General features: G+C 62.6%; 16 protein-coding genes. 7 read left to right on the plus strand and 9 right to left on the minus strand.

Annotated elements, in window-relative coordinates:
* Positions 1 to 56 precede the first annotated feature (56 nt).
* The 3 genes from GVL04_RS21190 (at position 57) to GVL04_RS21200 (ending at position 4,418) form a co-directional block, all read left to right on the plus strand.
* Positions 57 to 968: an ABC transporter substrate-binding protein gene (locus GVL04_RS21190; protein ID WP_159708216.1), complete on the plus strand. Its 912-nt coding sequence runs from the start codon at positions 57 to 59 to the stop codon at positions 966 to 968.
* A gap of 44 nt (positions 969 to 1,012) precedes the next feature.
* On the plus strand, positions 1,013 to 2,758 hold the full coding sequence (locus GVL04_RS21195; protein WP_159708217.1) for a urocanate hydratase: 1,746 nt from the start codon (positions 1,013 to 1,015) through the stop codon (positions 2,756 to 2,758).
* 211 nt (positions 2,759 to 2,969) lie between these two features.
* Complete coding sequence (locus GVL04_RS21200) at positions 2,970 to 4,418, plus strand: aromatic amino acid lyase (RefSeq protein ID WP_159708218.1); 1,449 nt, start codon at positions 2,970 to 2,972, stop codon at positions 4,416 to 4,418.
* Positions 4,419 to 4,501: 83 nt separating this feature from the next.
* Here the strand turns inward: GVL04_RS21200 and GVL04_RS21205 are convergent, their stop codons facing one another.
* Positions 4,502 to 6,154, minus strand: coding sequence for an MDR family MFS transporter (locus tag GVL04_RS21205; RefSeq protein WP_159708219.1), 1,653 nt, complete (start codon positions 6,152 to 6,154; stop codon positions 4,502 to 4,504).
* 132 nt (positions 6,155 to 6,286) lie between these two features.
* Positions 6,287 to 6,760, minus strand: a complete 474-nt coding sequence (gene rraA / locus GVL04_RS21210; protein WP_159708220.1) for a ribonuclease E activity regulator RraA — start codon at positions 6,758 to 6,760, stop codon at positions 6,287 to 6,289.
* A 158-nt stretch (positions 6,761 to 6,918) separates the two neighbouring features.
* On the opposite strand from rraA, the gene GVL04_RS21215 reads away from it, so the two are divergent.
* Positions 6,919 to 8,220, plus strand: a complete 1,302-nt coding sequence (locus GVL04_RS21215; RefSeq protein ID WP_159708221.1) for an MFS transporter — start codon at positions 6,919 to 6,921, stop codon at positions 8,218 to 8,220.
* Positions 8,221 to 8,222: 2 nt separating this feature from the next.
* Here the strand turns inward: GVL04_RS21215 and GVL04_RS21220 are convergent, their stop codons facing one another.
* The 6 genes from GVL04_RS21220 to GVL04_RS21245 all read right to left on the minus strand — a co-directional run bounded on the left by GVL04_RS21220 (position 8,223) and on the right by GVL04_RS21245 (position 17,089).
* Complete coding sequence (locus GVL04_RS21220; protein ID WP_159708222.1) at positions 8,223 to 9,410, minus strand: VCBS repeat-containing protein; 1,188 nt, start codon at positions 9,408 to 9,410, stop codon at positions 8,223 to 8,225.
* A 711-nt stretch (positions 9,411 to 10,121) separates the two neighbouring features.
* A complete protein-coding gene (locus GVL04_RS21225) occupies positions 10,122 to 11,312 on the minus strand; it encodes an FG-GAP-like repeat-containing protein (RefSeq protein ID WP_235036385.1) in 1,191 nt (396 codons plus the stop codon).
* 173 nt (positions 11,313 to 11,485) lie between these two features.
* Complete coding sequence (locus GVL04_RS21230) at positions 11,486 to 12,760, minus strand: VCBS repeat-containing protein (RefSeq protein WP_159708223.1); 1,275 nt, start codon at positions 12,758 to 12,760, stop codon at positions 11,486 to 11,488.
* A 142-nt stretch (positions 12,761 to 12,902) separates the two neighbouring features.
* Positions 12,903 to 14,747, minus strand: a complete 1,845-nt coding sequence (locus tag GVL04_RS21235) for an FG-GAP-like repeat-containing protein (protein ID WP_159708224.1) — start codon at positions 14,745 to 14,747, stop codon at positions 12,903 to 12,905.
* Between the two features lie 14 nt (positions 14,748 to 14,761).
* On the minus strand, positions 14,762 to 15,910 hold the full coding sequence (locus GVL04_RS21240; RefSeq protein WP_159708226.1) for a VCBS repeat-containing protein: 1,149 nt from the start codon (positions 15,908 to 15,910) through the stop codon (positions 14,762 to 14,764).
* Positions 15,911 to 15,961: 51 nt separating this feature from the next.
* A complete protein-coding gene (locus GVL04_RS21245) occupies positions 15,962 to 17,089 on the minus strand; it encodes a VCBS repeat-containing protein (RefSeq protein WP_159708228.1) in 1,128 nt (375 codons plus the stop codon).
* A gap of 207 nt (positions 17,090 to 17,296) precedes the next feature.
* Between GVL04_RS21245 and GVL04_RS21250 the strand changes: the two genes are divergently transcribed.
* Together GVL04_RS21250 and GVL04_RS21255 are read left to right on the plus strand one after the other, a co-directional pair.
* Positions 17,297 to 17,905 (plus strand): TetR/AcrR family transcriptional regulator, encoded by a 609-nt coding sequence (locus GVL04_RS21250; protein ID WP_159708230.1) that lies wholly within the window; start codon positions 17,297 to 17,299, stop codon positions 17,903 to 17,905.
* Positions 17,906 to 18,185: 280 nt separating this feature from the next.
* On the plus strand, positions 18,186 to 19,376 hold the full coding sequence (locus GVL04_RS21255; RefSeq protein ID WP_159708232.1) for an NADP-dependent malic enzyme: 1,191 nt from the start codon (positions 18,186 to 18,188) through the stop codon (positions 19,374 to 19,376).
* Between the two features lie 85 nt (positions 19,377 to 19,461).
* Here GVL04_RS21255 and GVL04_RS21260 read toward each other — a convergent pair whose 3' ends face one another.
* Positions 19,462 to 21,030, minus strand: a complete 1,569-nt coding sequence (locus GVL04_RS21260; RefSeq protein WP_235036386.1) for an alkaline phosphatase family protein — start codon at positions 21,028 to 21,030, stop codon at positions 19,462 to 19,464.
* A 254-nt stretch (positions 21,031 to 21,284) separates the two neighbouring features.
* Here GVL04_RS21260 and GVL04_RS21265 point away from each other — a divergent pair, with 254 nt between their 5' ends.
* Entirely contained in the window at positions 21,285 to 21,788 is a 504-nt protein-coding gene (locus GVL04_RS21265; protein ID WP_159708234.1) for a DUF456 domain-containing protein, read from the plus strand.
* Positions 21,789 to 21,856 lie beyond the last annotated feature (68 nt).

A 21,856-nucleotide genomic window follows, 5' to 3' on the forward strand; every position in this document is an offset into this window, starting at 1 on the left:
CCCCACCCCCACCTGGCCGCTGCATGCCTTGCAGAGCCTGTTCCAGGAGAGTTGACATGAAAAAGTACCTGACCGGTTTCACCCTCGCGGCAGTTGCCGCCATCACCCTGAGTGCCTGCGGCGGCGGGGATCCCCTGAGCTCCTCCAACACAGCAGCTGGAGCGTCGGGCGACAGCATCATCGTCGGTTCCGCGGACTTCCCAGAAAGCCAGCTGATCGCCAAGATCTACGCCGAAGCCCTCAAAGCCAAGGGCGTCGAGGTCACCGAGAAGCCGAGTATCGGCAGTCGCGAGGTCACCATTCCCGCCCTCAAGGACGGATCGATTGACCTCATGCCCGAGTACGGCGGAGCGCTCCTGCAGTACCTCGACTCCGCCACCAAGGCTGTTTCCTCCGAGGACGTCGCCAAGGAACTGACCACCAAGATCCCGGCTGGCCTCGCGGTCCTCACGGCTTCCGAAGCGGAGGACAAGGACGTCCTGGCCGTCAAGAAGGACATCGCCGACCAGTACAAGCTCAAGACCATCGAGGACCTCCAGCCCGTTGCCAAGGATCTGGTCCTCGGCGGCCCGCCGGAGTGGAAGACCCGCCTCAACGGCGTGGCCGGCCTGAAGTCCGTTTACAACCTTGAGTTCAAGGAATTTTCAGCGCTCGACGCCGGCGGGCCGCTGACGCTGAACGCCCTTCTTTCCGGTCAGGTACAGGTAGCGGACCTCTTCAGCACGGATCCCGCGTTGGCCGAGAACAACCTGGTGGCGCTGGAGGACAACAAGAACCTGTTCCTCTCCGAGAACATCGTGCCGGTCATCAATGAGAAGAAGTCCACAGACGCCGTCAAGGAAACGCTGGACAAGGTCTCTGCTGCGCTCACGACTGAGGACCTGATCAAGATGAACGGCCGTGTGGCCAAGTTTGAGGACATCGGCGAAATCGCCAAGGAATGGCTCAAGACAAAGAACCTGGGCTAATCCCGTCGGTTCGCTTCAGCCGGTTGCTTTTAGAGGAGTAAAGAATGACTGCCGATTTCACTACTGGTGCCCGTCCGGTCAAGGCCGCCCGGGGTACTGAGCTTACTGCCAAGTCGTGGCAGACCGAGGCGCCGTTGCGCATGTTGATGAACAACCTGGATCCTGAGGTTGCTGAGCGTCCGGATGATCTGGTGGTTTACGGTGGCACGGGCCGTGCTGTGCGGTCGTGGGCTGCGTTTGATGCGATCACCCGGACGCTGGAGACCATGGAGAAGGACGAGACGCTGCTGGTGCAGTCGGGGAAGCCGGTGGGTGTGTTCCGCACCCACGAGTGGGCGCCCCGCGTGCTCCTGGCCAACTCCAACCTCGTCGGGGACTGGGCGACGTGGCCTGAGTTCCGCCGCCTCGAGGCTGAGGGTTTGATGATGTACGGCCAGATGACGGCCGGGTCCTGGATCTACATCGGCACCCAGGGCATCCTGCAGGGCACGTACGAAACCTTCGCTGCGGTGGGTAACAAGTTGGCTGCGGAGGGACGTCACCCGGCACCCGCCGCTGCTGGTTCAACTGAGGGCCCGCTGGCCGGGACCCTGACCTTGACCGGCGGTTGTGGTGGCATGGGCGGCGCGCAGCCACTGGCCGTGACGTTGAACGATGGCGCCTGCTTGATCGTGGACGTCGATGAGACCCGCCTGCGTCGCCGTGCCGGGAAGCGGTATTTGGACGAGGTCGAAACGGATCTGGATGCTGCGATCGCGAAGGTCCAGAAGGCCAAGGACGAGCGCCGCGGCTGGTCCGTCGGTTACGTGGGCAACGCCGCGGAGGTGTTCCCGGAACTGCTGGCCCGCCACAAGGCCGGGGAAGTGACCTTTGATGTGGTCACGGACCAGACGTCCGCGCACGATCCGTTGTCCTACCTGCCTGAGGGCATCACGGTGGCGGAGTGGCATACCGAGGCTGAGGCGGACCCGGAAGGGTTCACCAAGAAGGCCCAGGCTTCGATGGCCCGCCACGTCCAGGCGATGGTGGAGTTCCAGGACGCCGGTGCTGAGGTGTTCGATTACGGCAACTCCATCCGTGACGAGGCCCGCAAGGGCGGCTACGGGCGGGCGTTCGAGTTCCCCGGCTTCGTTCCGGCGTACATCCGTCCGCTGTTCTGCGAGGGCCTTGGCCCGTTCCGCTGGGTCGCGCTCTCCGGAGATCCGGAAGACATCGCCGTGACGGATGCGGCGATCAAGGAACTGTTCCCGGAGAACACGCACCTGCACAAGTGGCTCGACGCCGCGGCGGACCGGGTGGAATTCGAAGGCCTCCCGGCACGTATTTGCTGGCTCGGCTACGGCGAACGCGCCAAGGCCGGCCTGCTGTTCAACCAGCTCGTCAAGGAGGGCAAGGTCAAGGCCCCGATCGTGATCGGCCGTGACCACCTGGATTCGGGTTCCGTGGCGTCTCCGTACCGTGAGACCGAGTCCATGGCCGACGGGTCCGACGCAATTGCGGACTGGCCGTTGCTGAACGCCCTGATCAACACCTCTTCGGGCGCTACCTGGGTTTCGATCCACCACGGCGGCGGTGTAGGTATCGGCCGGTCCCTGCACGCCGGACAGGTCTCCGTCGCCGACGGCACCGACCTCGCTGCCGAGAAGCTCGAACGGCTCCTGACCAACGACCCCGGCATGGGCGTCATCCGCCACGTCGACGCCGGCTACGACCGCGCCGTCGACGTCGCCAACGAACGCGGCGTCCGCATCCCCATGAACGAGAATGCCTCCGAGAAAGCAAGCCAATGAGCGTGTCCACCGGCTCCGCAACGATGCATGCCTCGATGGGCGCCTCAACGGTCTCCGATTCTCCGGCAGTCAGGGTCGAGTGGCCGGACGCGGTTCCGCGGGAACGGGTTCCTGCCCGGACCCCGGAAGTTTGGAATCCAGTCCGCATTGCGCCTGAAACCGACTACCTAGCAGGGATCACTGCATCGACGATGGATGAAAGGATCGGTCCATGATCGAGATCGACGGCCGGAACCTGGCCTTGGCAGACATCGCAGCCGTTGCCGACGGCGCTTCCGTCCATCTTGCGCCTGATGCGTTGATTCGCATGGCTGGCTCGCAGGAGTCAGCCATTGCCACAGCCTCACGGCGACCCGTCTACGGCCGTTCAACAGGGGTGGGCGCGAACAGGACCGTTGCTTTGGCCGAAGCCGACGGCGGCGACCCCCACGGTCTCAAGCTTCTGCGCAGCCACGCCGTGGATGCGGGCAAACCCCTGGACCGCCGGACGGTCCGAGCGCTGTTGGTGGTCAGGCTGTCCCAGTTGGCAGCCGGTGGATCTGGGATCAACCCTGCCATTGCCGTGGCCCTCAGTGAGCTGATCAACTCGGATACGGTTCCTGAAATCCGGGAGTTTGGCGGTATTGGTACGGCCGATTTGCAGGCCCTGGCCGGTACGGCGCTCACGATGCTTGGGGAACGCGCGCCCTTGGGTGGGGGAGGTGCTCAGCGCAGCGTGGAGGGTTGGGCTACCGCGGATGCCCTGCCCTTCATCAGTTCCAGCGCCCTGACCATTGCCCAGGCCGTTCTTGCGCATCAGGAATTGTCGGGGCTCCTCCGCAACGCTGCGTCTGTTGCCGCATTGTCCTTCGTCGCGATGTCGGGCAACCCGGAGGCGATCAGTCCGGCAGTTGCAGCGGCAGCGGACACCCCTGCCGTGGCAGAAATGGTGGACACTCTGCGTGGCCTGGTTGAGGGGAGCGGAGAGCCATCCAGAATTCAGGATCCTTATTGCCTCCGGACCCTGCCACAGATCTTCGGATCCCAAGCCGAGGAGCTCGCGGCCCTGGGTACTTTGTTGAGCCGTCTGGTGACAGCGGGCAACGAGAATCCCTTGGTCCATGGCTCGACGTCCGATGGTTCAAACGACGTCGCCCACCATGGGCTCTTCCAGATGACCAACCTTGCCCGCCGTGCGGATGCCCTGCAGCTGGCCATTGGCGCCGCGTGCGCAACTCATCTTCGAAGGATTGATCTCCTCTGCGACCCCAACTACACGGGGTTGCAGCCCTTCCTGGCTGAAGACGGGACGGGACAATCCGGAGTCATGATGCTGGAGTACGTGGCCGCCGCCGCGGTGGGGCGAATCCGCGCGAATGCCCAACCCGCCAGCCTGCAGACGGTGGTGTTGTCGTTGGGAGCAGAGGAAGACGCAAGCTTCGCAAGCTTAGCCGCGGCGCAGTTGCAGTCCACCGCCGAAGCCTTGGCGACCGTTACCGCCGTCGAACTGGTCTGTGCTTCACGTGCGCTGCGACTTCAAGGACGACGCACCGCGGAGTTCAGCAGCGCCAGGATGCGAGCCATGATGGAGGCTGGATTTACCTTGCCCTCCGAGGTCACCGACCGGGACCTGCGCGGCGACGTTGAACAGGCCCATGAGCTTATTCGGGCCGCACATTGAAAATCGCTTCATGACACAACAACGGCAGGCGGTCCGTGGACTGCCTGCCGTTATTGTTCATGGTGCTTGGAGCGAGTCGCTGCCTAGTGTGCGGACACCGATTCCTTGGCGGCAGCCTTCGGGTCCGTGAGCTTCTTATTCGGCAATGCGAAGCTGATCAGGAACGCAATGATCATGAGCCCGGCTGCGGTCAGCATGACGATGTCGATCGCCTGGGCAAAGCCCTCTGTGATGGGCCTGGTCAGCGTGCTGTTGGCCGAGTGGAGCCAGCTGGTGTCGTTCAAGGACTCGTTGTTGGCGCCGTTCTTGAAGAAGTCGAAGAGCTTCGCATTTGCTGGGTCCGAGGCGACTGCGGGATCCCGCATGACGGCCTGGTAGTCCGGGTTGGCCGCAGCTGTCTTCATGCCGTCGGCGATCTTATCGGCAGCAGTGCTGAACAGCATGGAGATGAACACTGCCGTGCCCACGGCACCACCCATGGAACGGAAGAACGCCGCTGTGGAGGTACCAACGCCCATGTCCTTGGGAGGAACCGAAACCTGCATGGCAAGCGTCAGGGGCTGCATGCAGAAGCCCAAACCAACGCCGAAGAACACTGCAATCAGACCGGGAACCCACAGACCGGTGTCGACGCCAAGCACAAGGCCCATGACGGTAGCTGCAGCTGCCAAGGTGGCCGTGCCCATGATCGGGAAGATTCTGTAGACGCCCGACGACGAGATGGTGCGGCCGGCAGAAATGGAGCCGAAGAGGATGCCCACGGTAAACGTGATCATCATCAGGCCGGCCTCGGTAGGAGTCAGCCCCTTCACTAGCTGCAGGTACATGGGCAGCATGGCGATGGCGCCGAACATGCCGATGCCGATGATGAAGTTCAGCAGCGATGACAGCCCGAACGTCATGTTCTTGAAGAGCCGCAACGGAATCAGTGCGTAGTCTCCAGCTCGCTTCTCAGCGAGCAGGAACGCGACGATGCCGATGACGCCCAGGCCGTAGCAGAGCCACGATCCGGCGGAGGCCCAGCCCCACGTGCGGCCCTGTTCTGCCACGAGCAGCAGCGGCACAATCGCCAGCGTGATGGCGGCGGCGCCCCAGTAGTCGATCTTCTGCTTCACGTGCCGCGCTGGCAGGTGCAGGTACATGAAGACGACTACGAGTGCCGCGAGCCCGATGGGCAGGTTGATGAAGAAGACCCAGCGCCAGCCGTCAAACCCCAGGATGCTGGCCGAGCCGGCAAACGCGCCGCCTATCACGGGCCCGAGGACGGAAGAGATACCGAACACAGACATGAAGTAGCCCTGGTACTTTGCCCTGTCCTTCAAGGCCACGATGTCGCCGATGATGGTCAGCGCCAAAGCCAGCAGACCGCCGGCGCCGAGGCCCTGGATACCGCGTGCGATGGCCAGTTCGGTCATGGAGTGCACCGACCCCGCGTACAGCGAACCAGCCAGGAAGATCACGATGGCCACGAGGTACAGCGGGCGTCGTCCGAAGATGTCGCTGAGCTTGCCGTACAGCGGGGTGCTCACGGTTGAAGTGATGAGGTACGCCGTGGTGGCCCAGGCTTGGAGCGAGAGGCCATCGAGGTCGTTGGCGATGGTGTAGATGGACGTCGACACGATGGTCTGGTCCAGCGAGGACAGGAACATGCCGAGCATGAGTCCCACCATGACGGTGAGGGTCTGACGATGGGTCAGGACCTCACCGGCGGCCCGAACGGGCGTGGTTTTGGACATATCTTCTCCAGAGGTGGCAGAAAAGTGGATTAAGCAGGATAGTTGCTTTCAGTAACTATCTTACGGCCCAGTTGATTCCCGAAGGGAGAATATTTCTTCCACTTTCCCTCTAAGTCGTCCACGAGGGAAGGGTCAGCGCTCAACCAGGATGCCGTCCGGGTCGCAGTAGATCATCACTCCAGGCTGGATGCGGACGCGATCGATCACCAGCTCAACGTCCACTTCGCCCACGCCCGTCTTGGCGCTCTTTTTCGGGTTGCTGCCGAGAGCTTTGACGCCAAGGGGCAAACGGGCAACGGCCTCGCGGTCCCGGATGGCTCCGTTGATCACCACCCCGGACCAGCCATTGGCCACGGCGCTCTCCGCAATCATGTCTCCCATGAGTGCGGTCCGCAGCGACGCCTGGCCATCAATGACCAGGACGGCTCCTTCGCCGGGAGTGCCGAGGACGGCTTTGACCAGGGCATTGTCTTCAAAGCACCGGATAGTGCGGACCGGCCCGCTGAAGTGGGTGTGCCCACCCAGGTTTTCATACTGGACAGCTATGGATTCCAGTTCCTCGCCTCGTTCGTCGTAAAGATCGGCGGTATTTACATGCTCGCTCATAGTGCTTCCCCTCAATCGCTTTGAGGCCACAGTAACGCTCGTGCAAGGGCTATAGCAGCGCTTGTTTCGGCCTATGTGGATAAAGAGCACGACGGCGGTCCAGTGTCGCTACGCCGCGCTAGGCTGAATCCAAACATTGAAACGAGGGGGAACCTGCCATGAGCCTGTCCGACCTGCCGGGTCCAGTGCCGGATCCTGCCGTACTGCGGGGAACCACTACGGCGCTGGACGAACCGGTGGAACGCGTTCGGCCGCTCTGGGTCACGGGAGTGGTGCTGGTCAACCTGGGCATCAACGCGGCCTTCTTTGGACCCCTTCAAGTGCTCTTGGGACAGCAAGCTGCACACTTCGATGACGGCCAGAAGGAAGCAATTCTGGCCCTGGTCACCGGCTGTGGTGCGGCGGTTTCCATGGTGGCAAACCCCTTGTTCGGCGCATTCAGTGACCGCACAACGTCCCGCTTTGGGCGGCGGGTTCCCTGGGTCCTCATGGGCGCCATTCTGGGAGCTGTGGCACTGGTTGCCCTTGCCGGTGCTCCGAACGTGGCCGTCATGGCCTTGTTATGGTGCGTTGTGCAGGCCGGAGCCAACGCCATGTACGCAGCCATCACTGCCGCTGTCCCGGACCGGGTTCCAGTGCCCCAGCGCGGTACGGTCGGCGGCTTGGCGGCCATGGGGCAGACGGTGGGCATCCTGGTCGGAGCGGTGATCGCTGCCGTCGTCGCCGGTGACTTCGCCGCTGGTTACTGGGTGTGCGCCGCAGCGCTGCTGGCCGGCGTCGTGCTTTATCTCTTCAAGAGCGACGATCAGCCGTTGCCCCAGCGGGAACGTCCGCCATTCAAACTGCTGGAGTTCCTCAAGGGTTTCTGGGTTTCCCCCAAGCGCTACCCGGATTTCGCGTGGGCTTGGATGACCCGGCTCTTGGTGAGCACGGGCAACCACATGGTCACGCTATATTTGCTCTTTTTCCTCAGCGACGCTGTGCACTTGGAGGAAACCGAGGGCATCAAGCCGGAGTTCGGCGTTCTCATTCTGACCGGCTTATATGCCATCACGGTGATCATCACCAGCGTTCTGGGCGGGAGGTTGAGCGACAGGATGGGAAAGCGAAAGCCGCTGGTCATAGCGTCATCCGTCATCATCGCGGTGGCGTCGCTGATACTCGCATTTGCCCCCACGTGGATCGGCGGACTTGCCGGTGCGCTGGTGCTGGGAATCGGGTTCGGTGCCTACCTCGCCGTGGACTTCGCGCTGATCACCCAGGTCCTGCCCACCGCACTGGACCGCGGCCGGGACCTGGGCATCATCAACATCGCGAACTCGCTGCCCCAGGTGGTGGCGCCATTGATCGCGTTCCCATTTGTCGCTTACTGGGGCGGCTACGTCTCGTTGTACGTAGCCGCCGCAGTGATTGGGCTCTTGGGAGCGGTGTTTGTGGTGAAGATCAAGAGCGTGGACTAGGCCTAGAAGACGGCGGTGAATCCGCCCCAGCCCCAGCCGACGACGGAGGACCCTTTCCAGCCACCGGCCCCGTTACCGTAGTACATGTGCATTCGGCCGGAATAGTCGATGCCATAAACATCCTGATGACCGTCTGCGTTGAAATCGCCGGCGGCTCCAACTCTGGCCATGACCTGCCACCCAACACCGATGACCTGGCGTTGATCGATCTTGTCACCATTCAGTCGGTAGCTGTAGAGCTGTCCGGAGGGTGTACGCCCCATCAGGTCCTCGACACCGTCGCCGTTGAAGTCGCCGGCCGGGAAGACTGTGTTGAACATGTTCCAGCCAGTTCCCACCGGGTACCCTCCGTAAGTCAGGCCACCACCGCTGTAACTGGCGAAGTGCCAGAGAGTTCCGTTGGCGTCGCGGCCGTAGATGCCGCTGTGACCACCGTCGATGGTCGTGCTGGTGGCCGAGAAAACGGTGTTGAAGACATTCCAGCCAGTGCCGATTTGCCGCTGCTGCAGCCAGCCGCCTTGGCCGTTTCCCGGGTACAGGAAGAGGCGGCCCGCGGCGTCCCTGGCCACGACATCGTTCTTGCCATCACGGTCAAGATCGCCTGCCTTGAATATGGACGTCATCTCAGACCATCCCTGCCCGATGACCCGCGGCGCCTGCCATCCGCCCTGAACTGATGTGGGGTACAGGCTTAGTATTCCGGACCGGTCGCGGGTCAGGACATCCGTCGTTCCATCGCCATCGAAACCACTGGACCAGTGGGAGTCCTTGATATTTTCCTTCCATTCGCTGGTTACAAGCCGCAAGGTGTCCCAGCCAGAGGAAACGGTGACCTCGGCGGCGACGTAGTGCTCGGAGTAGCCGTGGGCTTGGTCCTGTGGGGTTGGCCGATACGTCGCGCCGCCCGGGCGCTCCACATACGGAGGTCCTACCCAACGGTGTTTGACAACTGCGGTAGCCCCAGACGGAACAGCAACTTCGGCAAGGCTGAAGTCAGTTCGGAGAATAGAACCAACTGCTCCTTCGCCCAGTACTTTCGGCCGACGTGGCTGAATGATGGGCCCCACCGCTTTTGAAACAATCGCTGTGGGCAGGTAGTCGGATGCATACACCACTGCTCTGAAGGAAATCAGCGAGCCAACGTCAAACGAGGAAAAGTCATAGTCATAGGTCTTTCGTTCGTGGTCCACGCCATCACGCACCCACTGATAGTCAGCATGTGATACTCCCCCTTTCCACGAGCCAAGGTTGGCTCTCGCCCAAATACCGGTTTCGGGGGAACCCTCAACGTAAGCGGGGGTCAGGTTAACATTTGGCTGAAGTCTCAGGGCCGGGTTACTGACGTCAAAAGCAGCCTTAGGAAAGTCATCCGTTGCAGGTGAGCTGGCTCCGAACTTCTTGGGCCGTATCGTGGCGTTTGAACCGTCGGCGAAGTAAACGGTGGCTTCCCGCAGTGTGTACTTTCCTTCTGCGTCGCTTGCCTGGACAGAACGCACCGCAGACCCGGACACCTGTGGTTCTCCGCCAACAGGCTGCTTCCAAGATAGGAATCTTTCAGTCACTTGCGATGCATCGACCAGCACTATTTGCACACGGGTCGCCGGACGAGCAACCGTGAAGTTCATGCGCATCTCGCCTGAGACCGGAATTGGGGCAGTGGTTGCTGCTGCCATGCTCAGGAAAGCCGGATCCGGTGGCCAAACGTAGGATTCCACGGCTAACGATTGAGCCTCTGACGGCGATGCCTCAGCCGCCGGGCTGTGCAGAAGAAGGCCTGCCAGCATGGCCGTTAGTACTGCTGCAAGAATACGCAGATGGCGGCCTGGGGATAGGGTTGAATACTTCGTCATGTCCGAGTCTCCTCAAGAGAAGCAAATGTTGCCGGGCCGGTAGAATGCGGCCTAGAAGACGGCGGTGAATCCGCCCCAGCCCCAGCCGACCGTTGGGGAACCCTTCCAACGGAAACCGGCGATGCCCCGCTGCCGGAAGCCTGACGTGTCGCCCAAATACATGGTGAGTCGTCCGCTACGGTCGATTCCGTAGACGTCGGAATCTCCGTCTCCGTTGAAGTCACCGGCCATGCCGAAGCGCGCCATGGAATCCCAACCCCAGCCGATGGTTCCGGCGTAGCTTCCGGGGAGGCCGTACTCTTCAAAATAGCCATTGCGATTGGAGGTGCGCGCTTGAAGGTCGCCCCAGAATGACTTGGACAACGTAACAACGCTGGAATAGCCGAGGAAATGACCGGCCCCTACGGAGTCCATACCCTGCCATCCCTGGCCTATCCAGCGAGACGAGAGCCATCCACCGCGACCGTTTCCCGGATAGAGGAACAGGTTGCCTGCATTGTCTACGGCAAGGATGTCGTTGCTGCCGTCACCGTTGAAATCTCCGGCTGCACTTAGCTCCCTGAAGCCTTGCCACCCCTGACCTATCTGGAGTGCCTTCTTCCAGCCACCAGAACCGTTTCCTTGGTACAGGAAGAGGCGTCCCTGACCGTCACGGGCCAGAACATCCACCGTGCCGTCGCCGTCGAAGTCACCAGGTGAAACCAACAGGTTGAAGTTGTTCCAACCCCACCCGATCACCTGGGTTGGCTGCCAGTTACCGCGCCCGTCGGTGGGGTACAGCAGGAGCCGGCCCGAGGCGTCCCGCGCAAAGATGTCCAGGGTACCGTCGCCGTTGAATCCGCGGGCGCGGGGAGCTGCCGCGATGCGCAGCGGGTGGGAGGCTTGCACCGTCGTTGTGGAGTCCGCGTCATAGGTGATCGTGACGGAAGCGGCTACGACTCGTCCCAAGTCAGCTGACGTTGCGCGGTACGTCGTTCCAGTTGCGCCAGGGATTACAGCTCCGTCACGTGTCCAGCCGAATGAAACGGCCGGAGCCCCTCCCTCGGGTGACACATGGGCAAATGTATTTGAGATGTCCATCACCAACAGGCCGCCGACGGTTGCATCGCCGCCCAGTTGGGGTGGGGTACTGACATAGACCAAGCGCGCAGGCACTCCAATCGCCGGCACAGCCGCTTCTGCAGGCAGCGCCGAGGTGACAAGCAAACCGGCCACCACAGACGCGGCAAGGACTGAAAACAAGCGCCGTCGCTTGCGCGCAACGGCAGGCATAGGAGTACTGGTCTCCAAGGGGTTCCTCCAGGAAAGAGGCTGCCTGATTCGGGCAGCGGTAGATAAATTGGAAAAAATGTTCAGAGGGACCCCGCCCGATTCCATCGGCGGGGCATCCATCGTGGATGGGGTACCGAAAGCTTCTAGAAGACGGCGTTGAAGCCGCCCCAGCCCCAACCGACTACGCCCGAGGTCTTCCAACCGCCGGAGCCGTTGCCGTAGTACATGCGCATCTGGCCGGAGGTGTCGATGCCCCAGACATCGTTTGCGCCGTCGCCATTGAAGTCTCCTGCACCACCCAGTTTGGTGATGGCGTTCCACCCCTGGCCGATCACGCTGCTTGTGGTCCATCCACCGCGACCGTTGCCACCGTAGAATCGCAGGTTCCCGGCAGTGTCACGGGCCAGGATGTCGGGCTTGTGGTCGCCGTCGAAGTCGCCCGGAGAGAAGATGGACGTCATGCCGTTCCAGCCCCACCCGACAGTGCTTGCTGCGAAGAAGCCGCCCTGTCCATTGCCTGGATACAGAACGAGCTCGCCGGAAGGCTTGCGCGCCAGGAGGTCGTTGTTGCCATCTCCGCTGAAATCGTCAGCTGCGATAATTGTGGTGAAGATTCCCCAACCCCAGCCGATCTGCTGTCGCGGATACCAGCCTCCATGCCAGTCGCCAGGGTAAAGGAACAGTGCACCGGAAGCGTCGCGTGCGATCACGTCATTTTCGCCGTCGTTGTTGAAGTCCCCGGCTGCGAGCATCACATTAAAGATGTTCCATCCGGAGCCGACTTCGTAGGCTCCCGTCCACGTACCGTTCCCTCCAGTGGTGTACATGCCCAGACGGCCCAAGGAGTCGCGGACCATCAAGTTCATGGTGTAGGGATCCCAGTACTCACGGTAGAACCCGGTGGTGTGGGGACGATCCAGCGGGGTGGAGTATGTGAAGTCCATGGCGTCGAGCCTCACTGCATCGACTCCGGGGATAGCCAGGTTGCCCTGGTTCTCGATGAGTGATCCGTCGCGCCAGTAGACCACTACGTTGCCCGCGGTGGTGTGGATTTCTACGTACTGCGCAAGATAGGCACCTGACGGGGTCTGCTGTTCAGAGAACACGTCAAATGAATACGTCGAGTCAGAGGCGTTGTAGGAGCCCTGCGTCAGCTGCCGGTGAACGGTATTGGTAGCTGCGTGTCGGAACGCCACGTACACGTCGGCGATGGGACTTGTTGCCTGGAAGGTGATCCTCGATGTTGCGTGTCCTCCGGCCTCGAACGAGTTCGGCGTCGTCGACACGGCAACCGGAACCGGCGCGAAGAAGTCGTCGGCATGGGCGGCAGGTGCGTAACCAAGACCAGTAATCAGGACGATGCCGCTCGCAAATGCGGCCAGCCAGGTGCGCGCACGGCGCAGAGGAGTGCTCCCCATTGTTCCCCCAATTCAAGCCGGTCCCAGAGGGCCGGCGGGTGTCAGTGAATTGAGAGTACATTGGCAGAACCGAAGTCTGGGAATTCGCTGGCAAAGATTCACGAAAAAGACAAGTCAAACCCAAAACTCAACCAAAATCGGCTTAGAACACGGCGGTGAATCCGCCCCAGCCCCAACCAACCACTCCAGCGCCCTTCCAGCCGCCGCTGCCGTTGCCGTAGTACATGTTCAGCTGGCCGGCGGAGTCGATCGCCCAGACATCGTTGAGGCCATCGCCGTTGAAGTCTCCTGCGCCGCCGATGCGCGACATGACATTCCAGCCGGTGCCGATGGACCGTGCGGTGGTCCAGCCGCCGCTGCCGTTGCCGCCGTAGAGGCGGAGGTTCCCGGCCGTGTCGCGGCCCATGACGTCGGGGTTGCCGTCACCGTCGAAATCGCCGGGGGAGAAGAGTTGGCTGAGGGCATCCCAGCCCTGGCCTACCGCGCCTGGGGACCGGAAACCGCCCACGCCGTTTCCGGGGTAGAGGACCAGAGCTCCTGCAGGTGTCCGGGCCAGGAGGTCGTTGTTGCCGTCCCCTGAGAAGTCACCAGCGGCCAGGACGGAGTCGAAGACGTCCCAGCCCCAGCCGACTTCTTTGCGCGGCAGCCAGCCCCCGGTCCCATTGCCCGGGTAGAGGAACAGGGTGCCGGCATCGTCGCGCGCCAGGACGTCGTTGAAGCCGTCGCCGTTGAAGTCGCCGGCATTGAACACCAGATCGAAACCACCCCAGCCGGCCCCAATGGTCTTCACTGCTTGCCAGCGTCCGGCGCCGTCAGTGGGGTACAGGAGGAGGTTCGCCGCAGCGTTCCGGGCGAACAGATCCAAGGAAGTACCGGCGTCGAACCCTGCTGTGTGGGCCTTGTTCCGCACTACTGTGCGGCTGTAGACCGTAAACGGGCGCGTGGCCGTGGCGGGATTGCCGGCCTGGACTACCGCGCGGAAGCCGACGACGGCGCCACGGTCCGCCGCAGTCAGCGTGTAGGTTTTGGCGGTGGCTCCGTTGATCGGGGTACCGTTCCGCACCCATTCGTACTTGACGCTGACGGTGCCGCCGGCTGTGCCCGTGGCGACGCTGCCCTCGTTGAACACGCCGGTGAGCTTCTCGCCAACTGTCAGCTTGCCTTGGAGCGTGGGTGCCGTGGCTGTGATGGGCGATGTGGGCGTCAGCGGCAGCGAGGATGCTGACAAAGCGCGGTATCCAGCCTTCGTGGCTGTGACCCGGACAGACAGTGTTTGGTCCAGGTCGGCTTCGGCGACCCGGTAATTGTTGAGGGTAGCGCCGGTGATTGGCTGGCCGTTGCGGAGCCACTGATAGGCGAAGCCGGTGGGTGGGGATGTCCACGTGCCGTTGTCGGTGGTCAGCACTTGGTCATAGCGCGCCACGCCGGACACGACGGGGGCCTTGGTATTGGGATTGTCTACCAGCGGGAAGTTGGGGTTGTTGACGGAGAAGTCGACGCCGTCCAGGGCACCGGGCCGTTGAGTCGGCGCTTCGAGGCCTTGGCTGAGGAAGAGGATGTTGCCGTCGCGGCCATAGCGAACGGAGCCTTTGCCGGATGGAAGCACGATGTTGACGCTCAGGAGTTTGTAGCGGCCTGTGCGCTTAAATGCGCTTCCGTTGACGGGAATCTTGGCCTGGGCACTGTACGGTCCAGGCGCTTGGCTGGTGGGCCCGTACAGGGTTGCCTGTTCCAGCGTGTCCTCGTTGACGTAGGTGAAACCTACTTCCTGGGCGGGGCCGCTCAGGGTGAACGACAAGGAGATGGTATTGCCCGGCACCACTGTGGCCGGAGAAGTCCGCGTCACTACGGTGGGCAGCGGCACGTCCGGTCCCGCGGCCATGGCGCGCGGGGGAGGAACTGCGATCGCCAGGGCGGCGCACAAGAGAGTGGCCAGAAGGATGCGAAAACCTATCCCTGCATTACGCATGGAAGAAAGCGTTGTCATGGTTCCCCCAATCTCTAGAACACGGCGTTGAAACCGCCCCAGCCCCAACCGATGGCACCGGCACCGTTCCAGCCGCCGTCACCATCGCCATAGTAGGCAAGCAGTTGGCCGGAGCCGTCCACAGCGTAAACATCTGCATTGCCGTTGCCGTCGATGTCGCCGGCCGCGCCAATCGTGGTCATGCCGCCCCAGCCCTGGCCGACGACGGTCATCCCGTTCCAGCCGCCTGCTCCGTTGCCGCTGTAGAGGCGCAAGGAGCCGGCATTGTCGCGGGCAAGGATGTCCACGTTGTTATCGCCGTTGAAGTCACCGGGAGTGATCATCTTATTGACCACGTTCCAGCCGCTGCCAACGACAGACCGGCTAAGCCAGCCGCCGTCGCCGTTGCCCGGGTACAGATAAAGGAGGCCGCCGGAATCGCGGGCAAGGATGTCATTGTGGCCGTCACCATTGAAATCACCAGGGGAGACCACGGAATTAAACGCGTTCCAACCACTGCCTACCTGGCGTCCGGCGTAGAACCCGCCATCGCCCTTACCTGCGTAGAGGAAAAGATTTCCGGCGGAATCCTTGGCCAGGATGTCGTTGGTGCCATCGGAGTCGAAGTCGCCGGGCGAAACCACCGTGCCGAAGCCGTTCCAGCCCGGGCCGACAGTCCTGGCTGACTCCCAGGCGTTGTTCATTCGCGGGTAAAGCATGAGCGTGCCGTCAGTACGGCGCGCGAGCATTTCGTAACTGCCGCGGCTGGTGAAGCCGTTTGCCCTGTTGGAGGCAGAGATGGGGGCGGTCTCTTCGCTGGAGACTTCCAGCGGCTCGCACCCGTTCTGGCTGGCTGCCACGTGGGCGGCGATGGTCTTGCCGCGGTCCTCTTCGCCCAGCGTGTAGCGCCACCAGTCCCAGTGGTCCGCCGCGAGGACGCCGTCACGGGTCCAGTAAATCCGGTAGTCCGGCCCGGCAGCTGCGCCGCAGCCACGGTATGAAGCAGGATCGATCTCAAGCGTGAGCGTTGAGCCAACAAAGGGCGCACCGTGAATCACGGGATTCGAAGGGTCCATGGTTGCCATGGCCGGTGCGGGCGCGAAAGCCATCGCGGCAACAACTGCCGCTGCAATCCCAGCCACCACTCGGCGCACACCTGACGTAGGGCGCGTTGGTGCGTTCATGATGTCCTCCCCAGACTTTATGCGGCTAATTCTACCGCGACTGGGATTTCTCTAGAAGATCGCTGTGAAACCGCCCCAACCATTACCGGCGATGTCAGACCCGCGCCAACCGGCGCGGCCGTTGCCGTAATAGATCACCAGACGGCCCTGCTGATCGACGCCGTAAACGTCGTTGAAGCCGTCATTGTCAAAGTCGCCAGCCGCGCCCGCAGCCTTCAGCGCGTTCCAACCGACGCCTATCAGCCAGGACCTCGTCCAGCCGCCGGCCCCATTGCCGCCATAGAAGTACAGGTAGCCGCTGCGGTCCCGCGCGAGCACGTCCACATTGCCGTCACCGTTGAAGTCCCCCGGCGTCAGCAGCGCGTCCATCACCTGCCAGCCCTGTCCGACGGCGGTTCTCGCCAACCAGCCTCCGGAGCCGTTGCCCGGGTACAGGTAGAGGGCGCCGCCCGGTTCGCGGGCGAGGATGTCATTGTGGCCGTCGCCGTTGAAATCTCCGGGGCTGACGATCGCGTCGAAGATGTTCCACGCCTTGCCGATGGTCTGCGCCGGTTTCCAGCCGCCCGTTCCGTCCCCTGCGTAGAGATACAGGGTTCCGGCGGCGTCCCTCGCGATCACATCGCCTTTGCCGTCGCCGTTGAAGTCCCCGGGTGAAAGCGTCAGATTGAAGATGTTCCAGCCCCACCCCACGGTCCGGGCCGCTTCCCATACATTGCCCTTGCGACCGAAGAGCTGCAACGCCCCGTCGTTGCCGCGCGTCAGGAGTTCGAAGCTCCTGCCGGTGAAACCGGCAGCCCGGTTGGCGGCGCCCACGGGCTTGGTCTCGTCGCTGTGCAGCGACTCGCCGCCACAGGCCGTCTTGCTCGCGGTGACATGCGCGGCCATGCGGGCTCCGGTGTCATCTGCCTGCAGGGCATACGTCCGCGCAGTCTCACCGGCGACAAGGAATCCGTCACGGGTCCAGTAGATGGTGAAGTCGGGGCCTTTGCCGCCCCCGCAGCCATAGAACGTATAGGGGCCGATCTCTGTTGTCAGCTTCTGGCCGACGAACGCTTCACCGCTGAGTATGGGGTCCGGCCCGCTGCTGGTAGCGGCCGACGCCGGCAGGGGACTAAGTGCCATGGCCGCCACAGCGGCAGTCAGCAGCGTAGCTGCCATCCGGCGTCGAAATCTCCCCATTGTGTTCCTCCCAAGCAGCAGCTCAAACCTTCATGAAGTGTATGCGGGCGGAACGCCAATGGCTGGGAGCGGCGTGCGCGCTTCCATGTCAGGCGAGCTCTCAGGAAACGGTCATTTAGCTCCCGTATCATTGATGCGATCGGCCAGCCACGGGTCTTGCACCCCAGCCGGCCGCTTCCTTGTCAGCCTGCCAAGAGATCGCCGGAAATGCCCGTATCAAACTCACTGGAACCGTACTCCCTTGACCTGACCACGGGGTTGCCCCGTATGGCTGCCGCACCAACGACACCGCGGCAGCAGCTGCGCTATGCCCGGATCCTGAAAACGGCGGCCGGCTTTGCCCAGCGGCAGTTCGATACCTTGAGCCTTTCCGACGTCGCGGCCCGGGCAGACATCCCGCTCGGCACGCTGTACCGGTACTTTCCCTCCACAGCCCACCTCATGCTGGCCGTTTACAGGCAGCAGCTGCGGGAGCTCCGCGACGGTGTTCGTCGTCGCGAAGGCAAGGGCCATGCGCTCGCGGGTTTGATGATGGAGATCTTCCATCTGAGGGTCATGCAGCCGGGCGTGGAGCATTGCCTCATCCGGCCAGCAGGCAAGGACGATGACACGGCGCAGCTTTTGCGGGAGATCGATGCGCTGTCCGAGGAAGTGGTTGGTTCGCTGAGCAAGGACACCGGCAAGGACGCTGTCAGGGCCAGGATCCTGCTGCACTTGGTCAGTGGTCTTGTCCAGGCTGTGCGTTGCCGGCGGTTGTCGCTGTTTGAGGCGGAGAAGGACCTGAAGAAAGCCTGCAGCCTGCTCACGGGTGAATGACGTAATGTGCCCACTGGTCTAGACCAGGCAGCCGTAAGAACACGGTTTTTTGCATGACGTGGATCACATTTAGCGCTGGTTGAACGTTTTACTCTCGAATCGTCTCTCTTGGTATTGAATCTTGTACCCTCGCCCCCTCCTTAGGCTGGAAACACCGAAGCGGCTAGCAGCCCCTATCTGCAGAAGCAACGCCGGACCAGCCACCCTTGGTCCGCTACAGCAGTTCTGTTCCTGCCCGAATCGTGCCGTGGGTCCACGGCTAGCCTGAGGAGACAAAGACGTGTCCATCGAGACAATTGCTACAGACAACGACGCCCTGGTACTGACCGAAGAAGAGATCTTCGCAGCCCATGAAGGCGGCAAGCTGACCATTTCCAGCACCGTCCCGCTGAATAACAAGCGCGACCTTTCCATCGCTTACACCCCCGGAGTTGCGCAGGTCAGCCGCGCAATCCACGCCGACCCCAAGCTTGCCCGCACCCACACCTGGGCCGAGCGCCTGGTTGTCGTGGTCAGCGACGGCACCGCGGTCCTTGGCCTCGGCAACATCGGCCCGAGCGCTTCCCTTCCCGTCATGGAAGGCAAGTCCGCCCTGTTCAAGTCTTTCGGCGACCTCGACTCCATTCCGCTGGTGCTCAACACCACCAACGTGGACGAGATCATCGAGACCTTGGTCCGCTTGCGCCCCAGCTTCGGCGCCGTGAACCTCGAGGACATCTCGGCTCCCCGCTGCTTCGAACTCGAAGAGCGCCTCATCGAAGCCCTCGATTGCCCCGTCATGCATGACGACCAGCACGGCACCGCCGTCGTGGTTCTCGCTGCCCTGACAAACGCAGCCAAGGTGACCCAGCGCGAACTCGCCGGCCTCAAGGTTGTCGTGTCCGGTGCAGGTGCCGCAGGCATCGCCATTGCCGAGATTCTTCTTGCTGTTGGCATCGAGGACGTCATCCTGCTCGACTCCAAGGGCGTAGTCAACGCTGAGCGCGCCGACCTTGTGGCCGATCCCGGCAGCGTCAAGGCCCGCATGGCCCGCCGCACCAACCCGCGCGGCATCACAGGCGGTCCGGGTGAGGGACTGACCGGTGCCGATGTGTTCGTAGGCGTCTCCTCCTCCAAGCTGGACGAAGAGCACCTGAAGCTGATGAACGATCAGTCGATCGTGTTCGCCCTGTCCAACCCGGACCCGGAAGTTCTCCCCGAGGTTGCCCAGAAGTACGCGGCCGTTGTTGCCACCGGCCGCAGCGATTTCCCGAACCAGATCAACAACGTGCTGGCTTTCCCGGGTATCTTCCGTGGCGCACTGGATGCCGGCGCCCGCCGCATCACGCCCGCCATGAAGATCGCCGCCGCAAACGCCATTGCTGAACTCGCCGCGGAAGACCTCTCCGCCGACTACATCGTGCCGAGCCCGCTGGATGCCCGCGTGGCACCGGCCGTCACCGCGGCCGTTGCTGCTGCAGTCACCGAGTAGCAGCTACTTACGCAAGACCGACGACGGCGACGCCTCCCGTGCTGGGGAGCGTCGCCGTCGTTCTTTGGTTAAGGCGCCTAACGGCTTAGCGGTCCAGCGTCACCTGGTCCACCGTCCAGAAGGCGCTGTTGGTTCCGGTATGCCGGAAGCTGATTTTGGCCTTCTTGGCACCTTTGGGGACCTCGAGACCAAGGGATTCGAAGCCGTTGAAATTTGCGGTGTAGGCCTTCACCAGTTGGGGGATTCCGCCGTCGTAGCTGACAAAGACTTCGCCGCTCTGGGGTCCGTCGATCCTGTAGTTCGAGGCGAAGGACAGTGTTGCCGTCTTGCCGCCCTTGACCTTGAAGCCGGGGCTTACGAGGGTGGAGTCGAACTGTCCGGCGCCGTGTGCCTTGTCATCCCACTCATCGGAGTCGGCGACAGCGAAGACGTTGCGGTTGCGGACGGAGGTCTCGCGGCCCTGGTTGCGGTCGGTGTTTGTCCAGAACTCGTCGGTGGCGAACGACCAGCCGCGCCATTCGGTCACGCCGCCGGCCGGCATGGCGGAGTTGTCGATGCTCCAGCCTTCGGGCGCGGTGGTGGTCCACCCCTTCACGTCGGCGGCTGGTGCGGTTTCGTCGGCGCGGGTTCGCAGGCTGTCCCGGAGGGTATCGAAATCGTCTGCTTTGATGTCGGCGATGGGCTGTCCGTCGAGGTTCCAGGCGGCGTCGGTTTTGACTCCTTCGTGCTTCAGCACGGTGGGTGCGATGTCTGTGATCTTGACGTCGTTGCGGACGGTACCGGCCTGGATGCCCTTGCCTTGGGCGATGACGAACGTCTGGCGCTCGGCGGGAGTGCTGCCACCGTGGCCACCTGTGGGTGTGTGTCCGTGGTCGGCAGTAAGAACCACCAGCCAATCCTCGGACTTGTAGCTGGGGCGGTGCTTCACAGCATTCAGGACTTCGCCGATCTGGCCGTCCACCCTGCGCAGGGCTGCGAGGTATTCCTCACGTTCGGTGCCGTAGGAGTGGCCCGCGCCGTCAACCTCGTCCAAGTGGATGAACGTGCTGTCCGGGTTGCCGTTGGCAAGGTAATCCACGGCCTTCGCCGTGGTGCCGGCGTCGTTTCCTCCTGTGATCCTCAGGTCAACCTTTCCGCCGAACACCGTTTGGGGGATGGGAGACCAGGTGCCCACAACCAGGGTGGAGGCTTTAGGCTGGGTCGTTTCGAGGCGGCTCAGGTAGTCCGGGTACTGGCTGTAGTTGGGTGCCGTGAAGTTGTTGTCCACCACGTTGTGCTTGTCCGGCCACACTCCCGTGGCGATGCTCGACCAGCCCGCTCCGGAGACCGTGGGGGCCATCGGGTTCGCGAACAGGTTGCTCCTGGCGGTCATGCCGGAGTCCACCACGCTTTGGATATTCGGCACGCCGGCCGCGTTGAACTTGGCGATTGCTGCCCCGTCGATACCAATGACCAGGGTCTTCTTGCGCTTGGTCCCATCGGGAAGCCCTGCGTACGGAGCCTGGGCCGGGCGGCTGGCGGTGCTTGCGAAATGGGTGTTGGGCGCGTCCGGTGCCGGAGGCGCGGCTACTGCAGCGGACGGGAGTACGACGGCGGCGGCGAGCGTCAGTGCGGCAGTTGCCGTGACGGTTCGAAAAGGACGTGCGTTGTCCAATGTTTTCTCCAGGTTCGGGTCCGAGTGGGAGCTGTTGGCTGAGTGTTGCCGACAGCCTGACTCCTCAACCCTGCCGCTTCGATGGGGTCCAGACAACAAAAAATGCTACTTGTCTATACAAGTTCGATGCCTGTTAATCTCCTGTTTCCCAAGCGATTCTGCGCGGCCGAGAATCCGGCATGGACCATGGTTGGCTAGTTGTTCATACAGCTCTTGGACGCTCTTCATTGGCGGGCGACACCTAGACTGTGGGCATGAACGCCGAACTCATCGTGACCATCCTCTGCGGCCTGGCCATCGCGGTCGGTGTGGCCGGAACAATCATCCCCGTGCTTCCGGGCAGCATCCTTATTGGCGCGAGCCTGTTGGCATGGGCAATCTGGGGAGGTGCCGGTCCGCTCGGTTGGGTGATCTTCGCCGTCGGAATGGTGTTTGTGGTGGCAGGTATGGCCGCTAGTGCGGTGCTGACCGGACGCAAGCTGAAGCAGCATGGCATCCCCAACCGGTCGGTGCTGATCGGCGTGGTGCTGGGCGTCGTGGGAATGTTCGTCATTCCCGTGGTGGGGCTCTTTGTGGGCTTCGCCGTCGGGCTTCTCCTCAGCGAAGTCCAGCGCACCCGCAACTTCCCTGCTGCCTTGAAATCCAGTGGCGCCGCGCTCAAGGCGACCGGCCTCGGAATCTTGGTGGAGTTCGGGCTGGCGTGTTCCGCGGCAAGTACGTGGATCATCGGAGTGTGGATCAACGCCGTGAACGGTTGAAGCCCTTAAACACCGCGCCGAGATGGCAAAAGATGACAATCCCGAGCTCCAGGATTGTCATCTTTTGC

The sequence above is a fragment of the Arthrobacter sp. 18067 genome, assembly GCF_902706295.1.
GTDB lineage: Bacteria > Actinomycetota > Actinomycetes > Actinomycetales > Micrococcaceae > Arthrobacter.

Bases quoted from the DNA above. Each gene is read 5' to 3' on its own strand.
- GVL04_RS21245 (WP_159708228.1), bottom strand. From the start codon at position 17,089: ATGGGGAGATTTCGACGCCGGATGGCAGCTACGCTGCTGACTGCCGCT.
- GVL04_RS21235 (WP_159708224.1), bottom strand. From the start codon at position 14,747: ATGACAACGCTTTCTTCCATGCGTAATGCAGGGATAGGTTTTCGCATC.
- GVL04_RS21190 (WP_159708216.1), top strand. From the start codon at position 57: ATGAAAAAGTACCTGACCGGTTTCACCCTCGCGGCAGTTGCCGCCATC.
- GVL04_RS21215 (WP_159708221.1), top strand. From the start codon at position 6,919: ATGAGCCTGTCCGACCTGCCGGGTCCAGTGCCGGATCCTGCCGTACTG.
- GVL04_RS21230 (WP_159708223.1), bottom strand. From the start codon at position 12,760: ATGGGGAGCACTCCTCTGCGCCGTGCGCGCACCTGGCTGGCCGCATTT.
- GVL04_RS21250 (WP_159708230.1), top strand. From the start codon at position 17,297: ATGCCCGTATCAAACTCACTGGAACCGTACTCCCTTGACCTGACCACG.
- GVL04_RS21195 (WP_159708217.1), top strand. From the start codon at position 1,013: ATGACTGCCGATTTCACTACTGGTGCCCGTCCGGTCAAGGCCGCCCGG.
- GVL04_RS21205 (WP_159708219.1), bottom strand. From the start codon at position 6,154: ATGTCCAAAACCACGCCCGTTCGGGCCGCCGGTGAGGTCCTGACCCAT.
- GVL04_RS21200 (WP_159708218.1), top strand. From the start codon at position 2,970: ATGATCGAGATCGACGGCCGGAACCTGGCCTTGGCAGACATCGCAGCC.
- rraA (WP_159708220.1), bottom strand. From the start codon at position 6,760: ATGAGCGAGCATGTAAATACCGCCGATCTTTACGACGAACGAGGCGAG.
- GVL04_RS21240 (WP_159708226.1), bottom strand. From the start codon at position 15,910: ATGAACGCACCAACGCGCCCTACGTCAGGTGTGCGCCGAGTGGTGGCT.
- GVL04_RS21265 (WP_159708234.1), top strand. From the start codon at position 21,285: ATGAACGCCGAACTCATCGTGACCATCCTCTGCGGCCTGGCCATCGCG.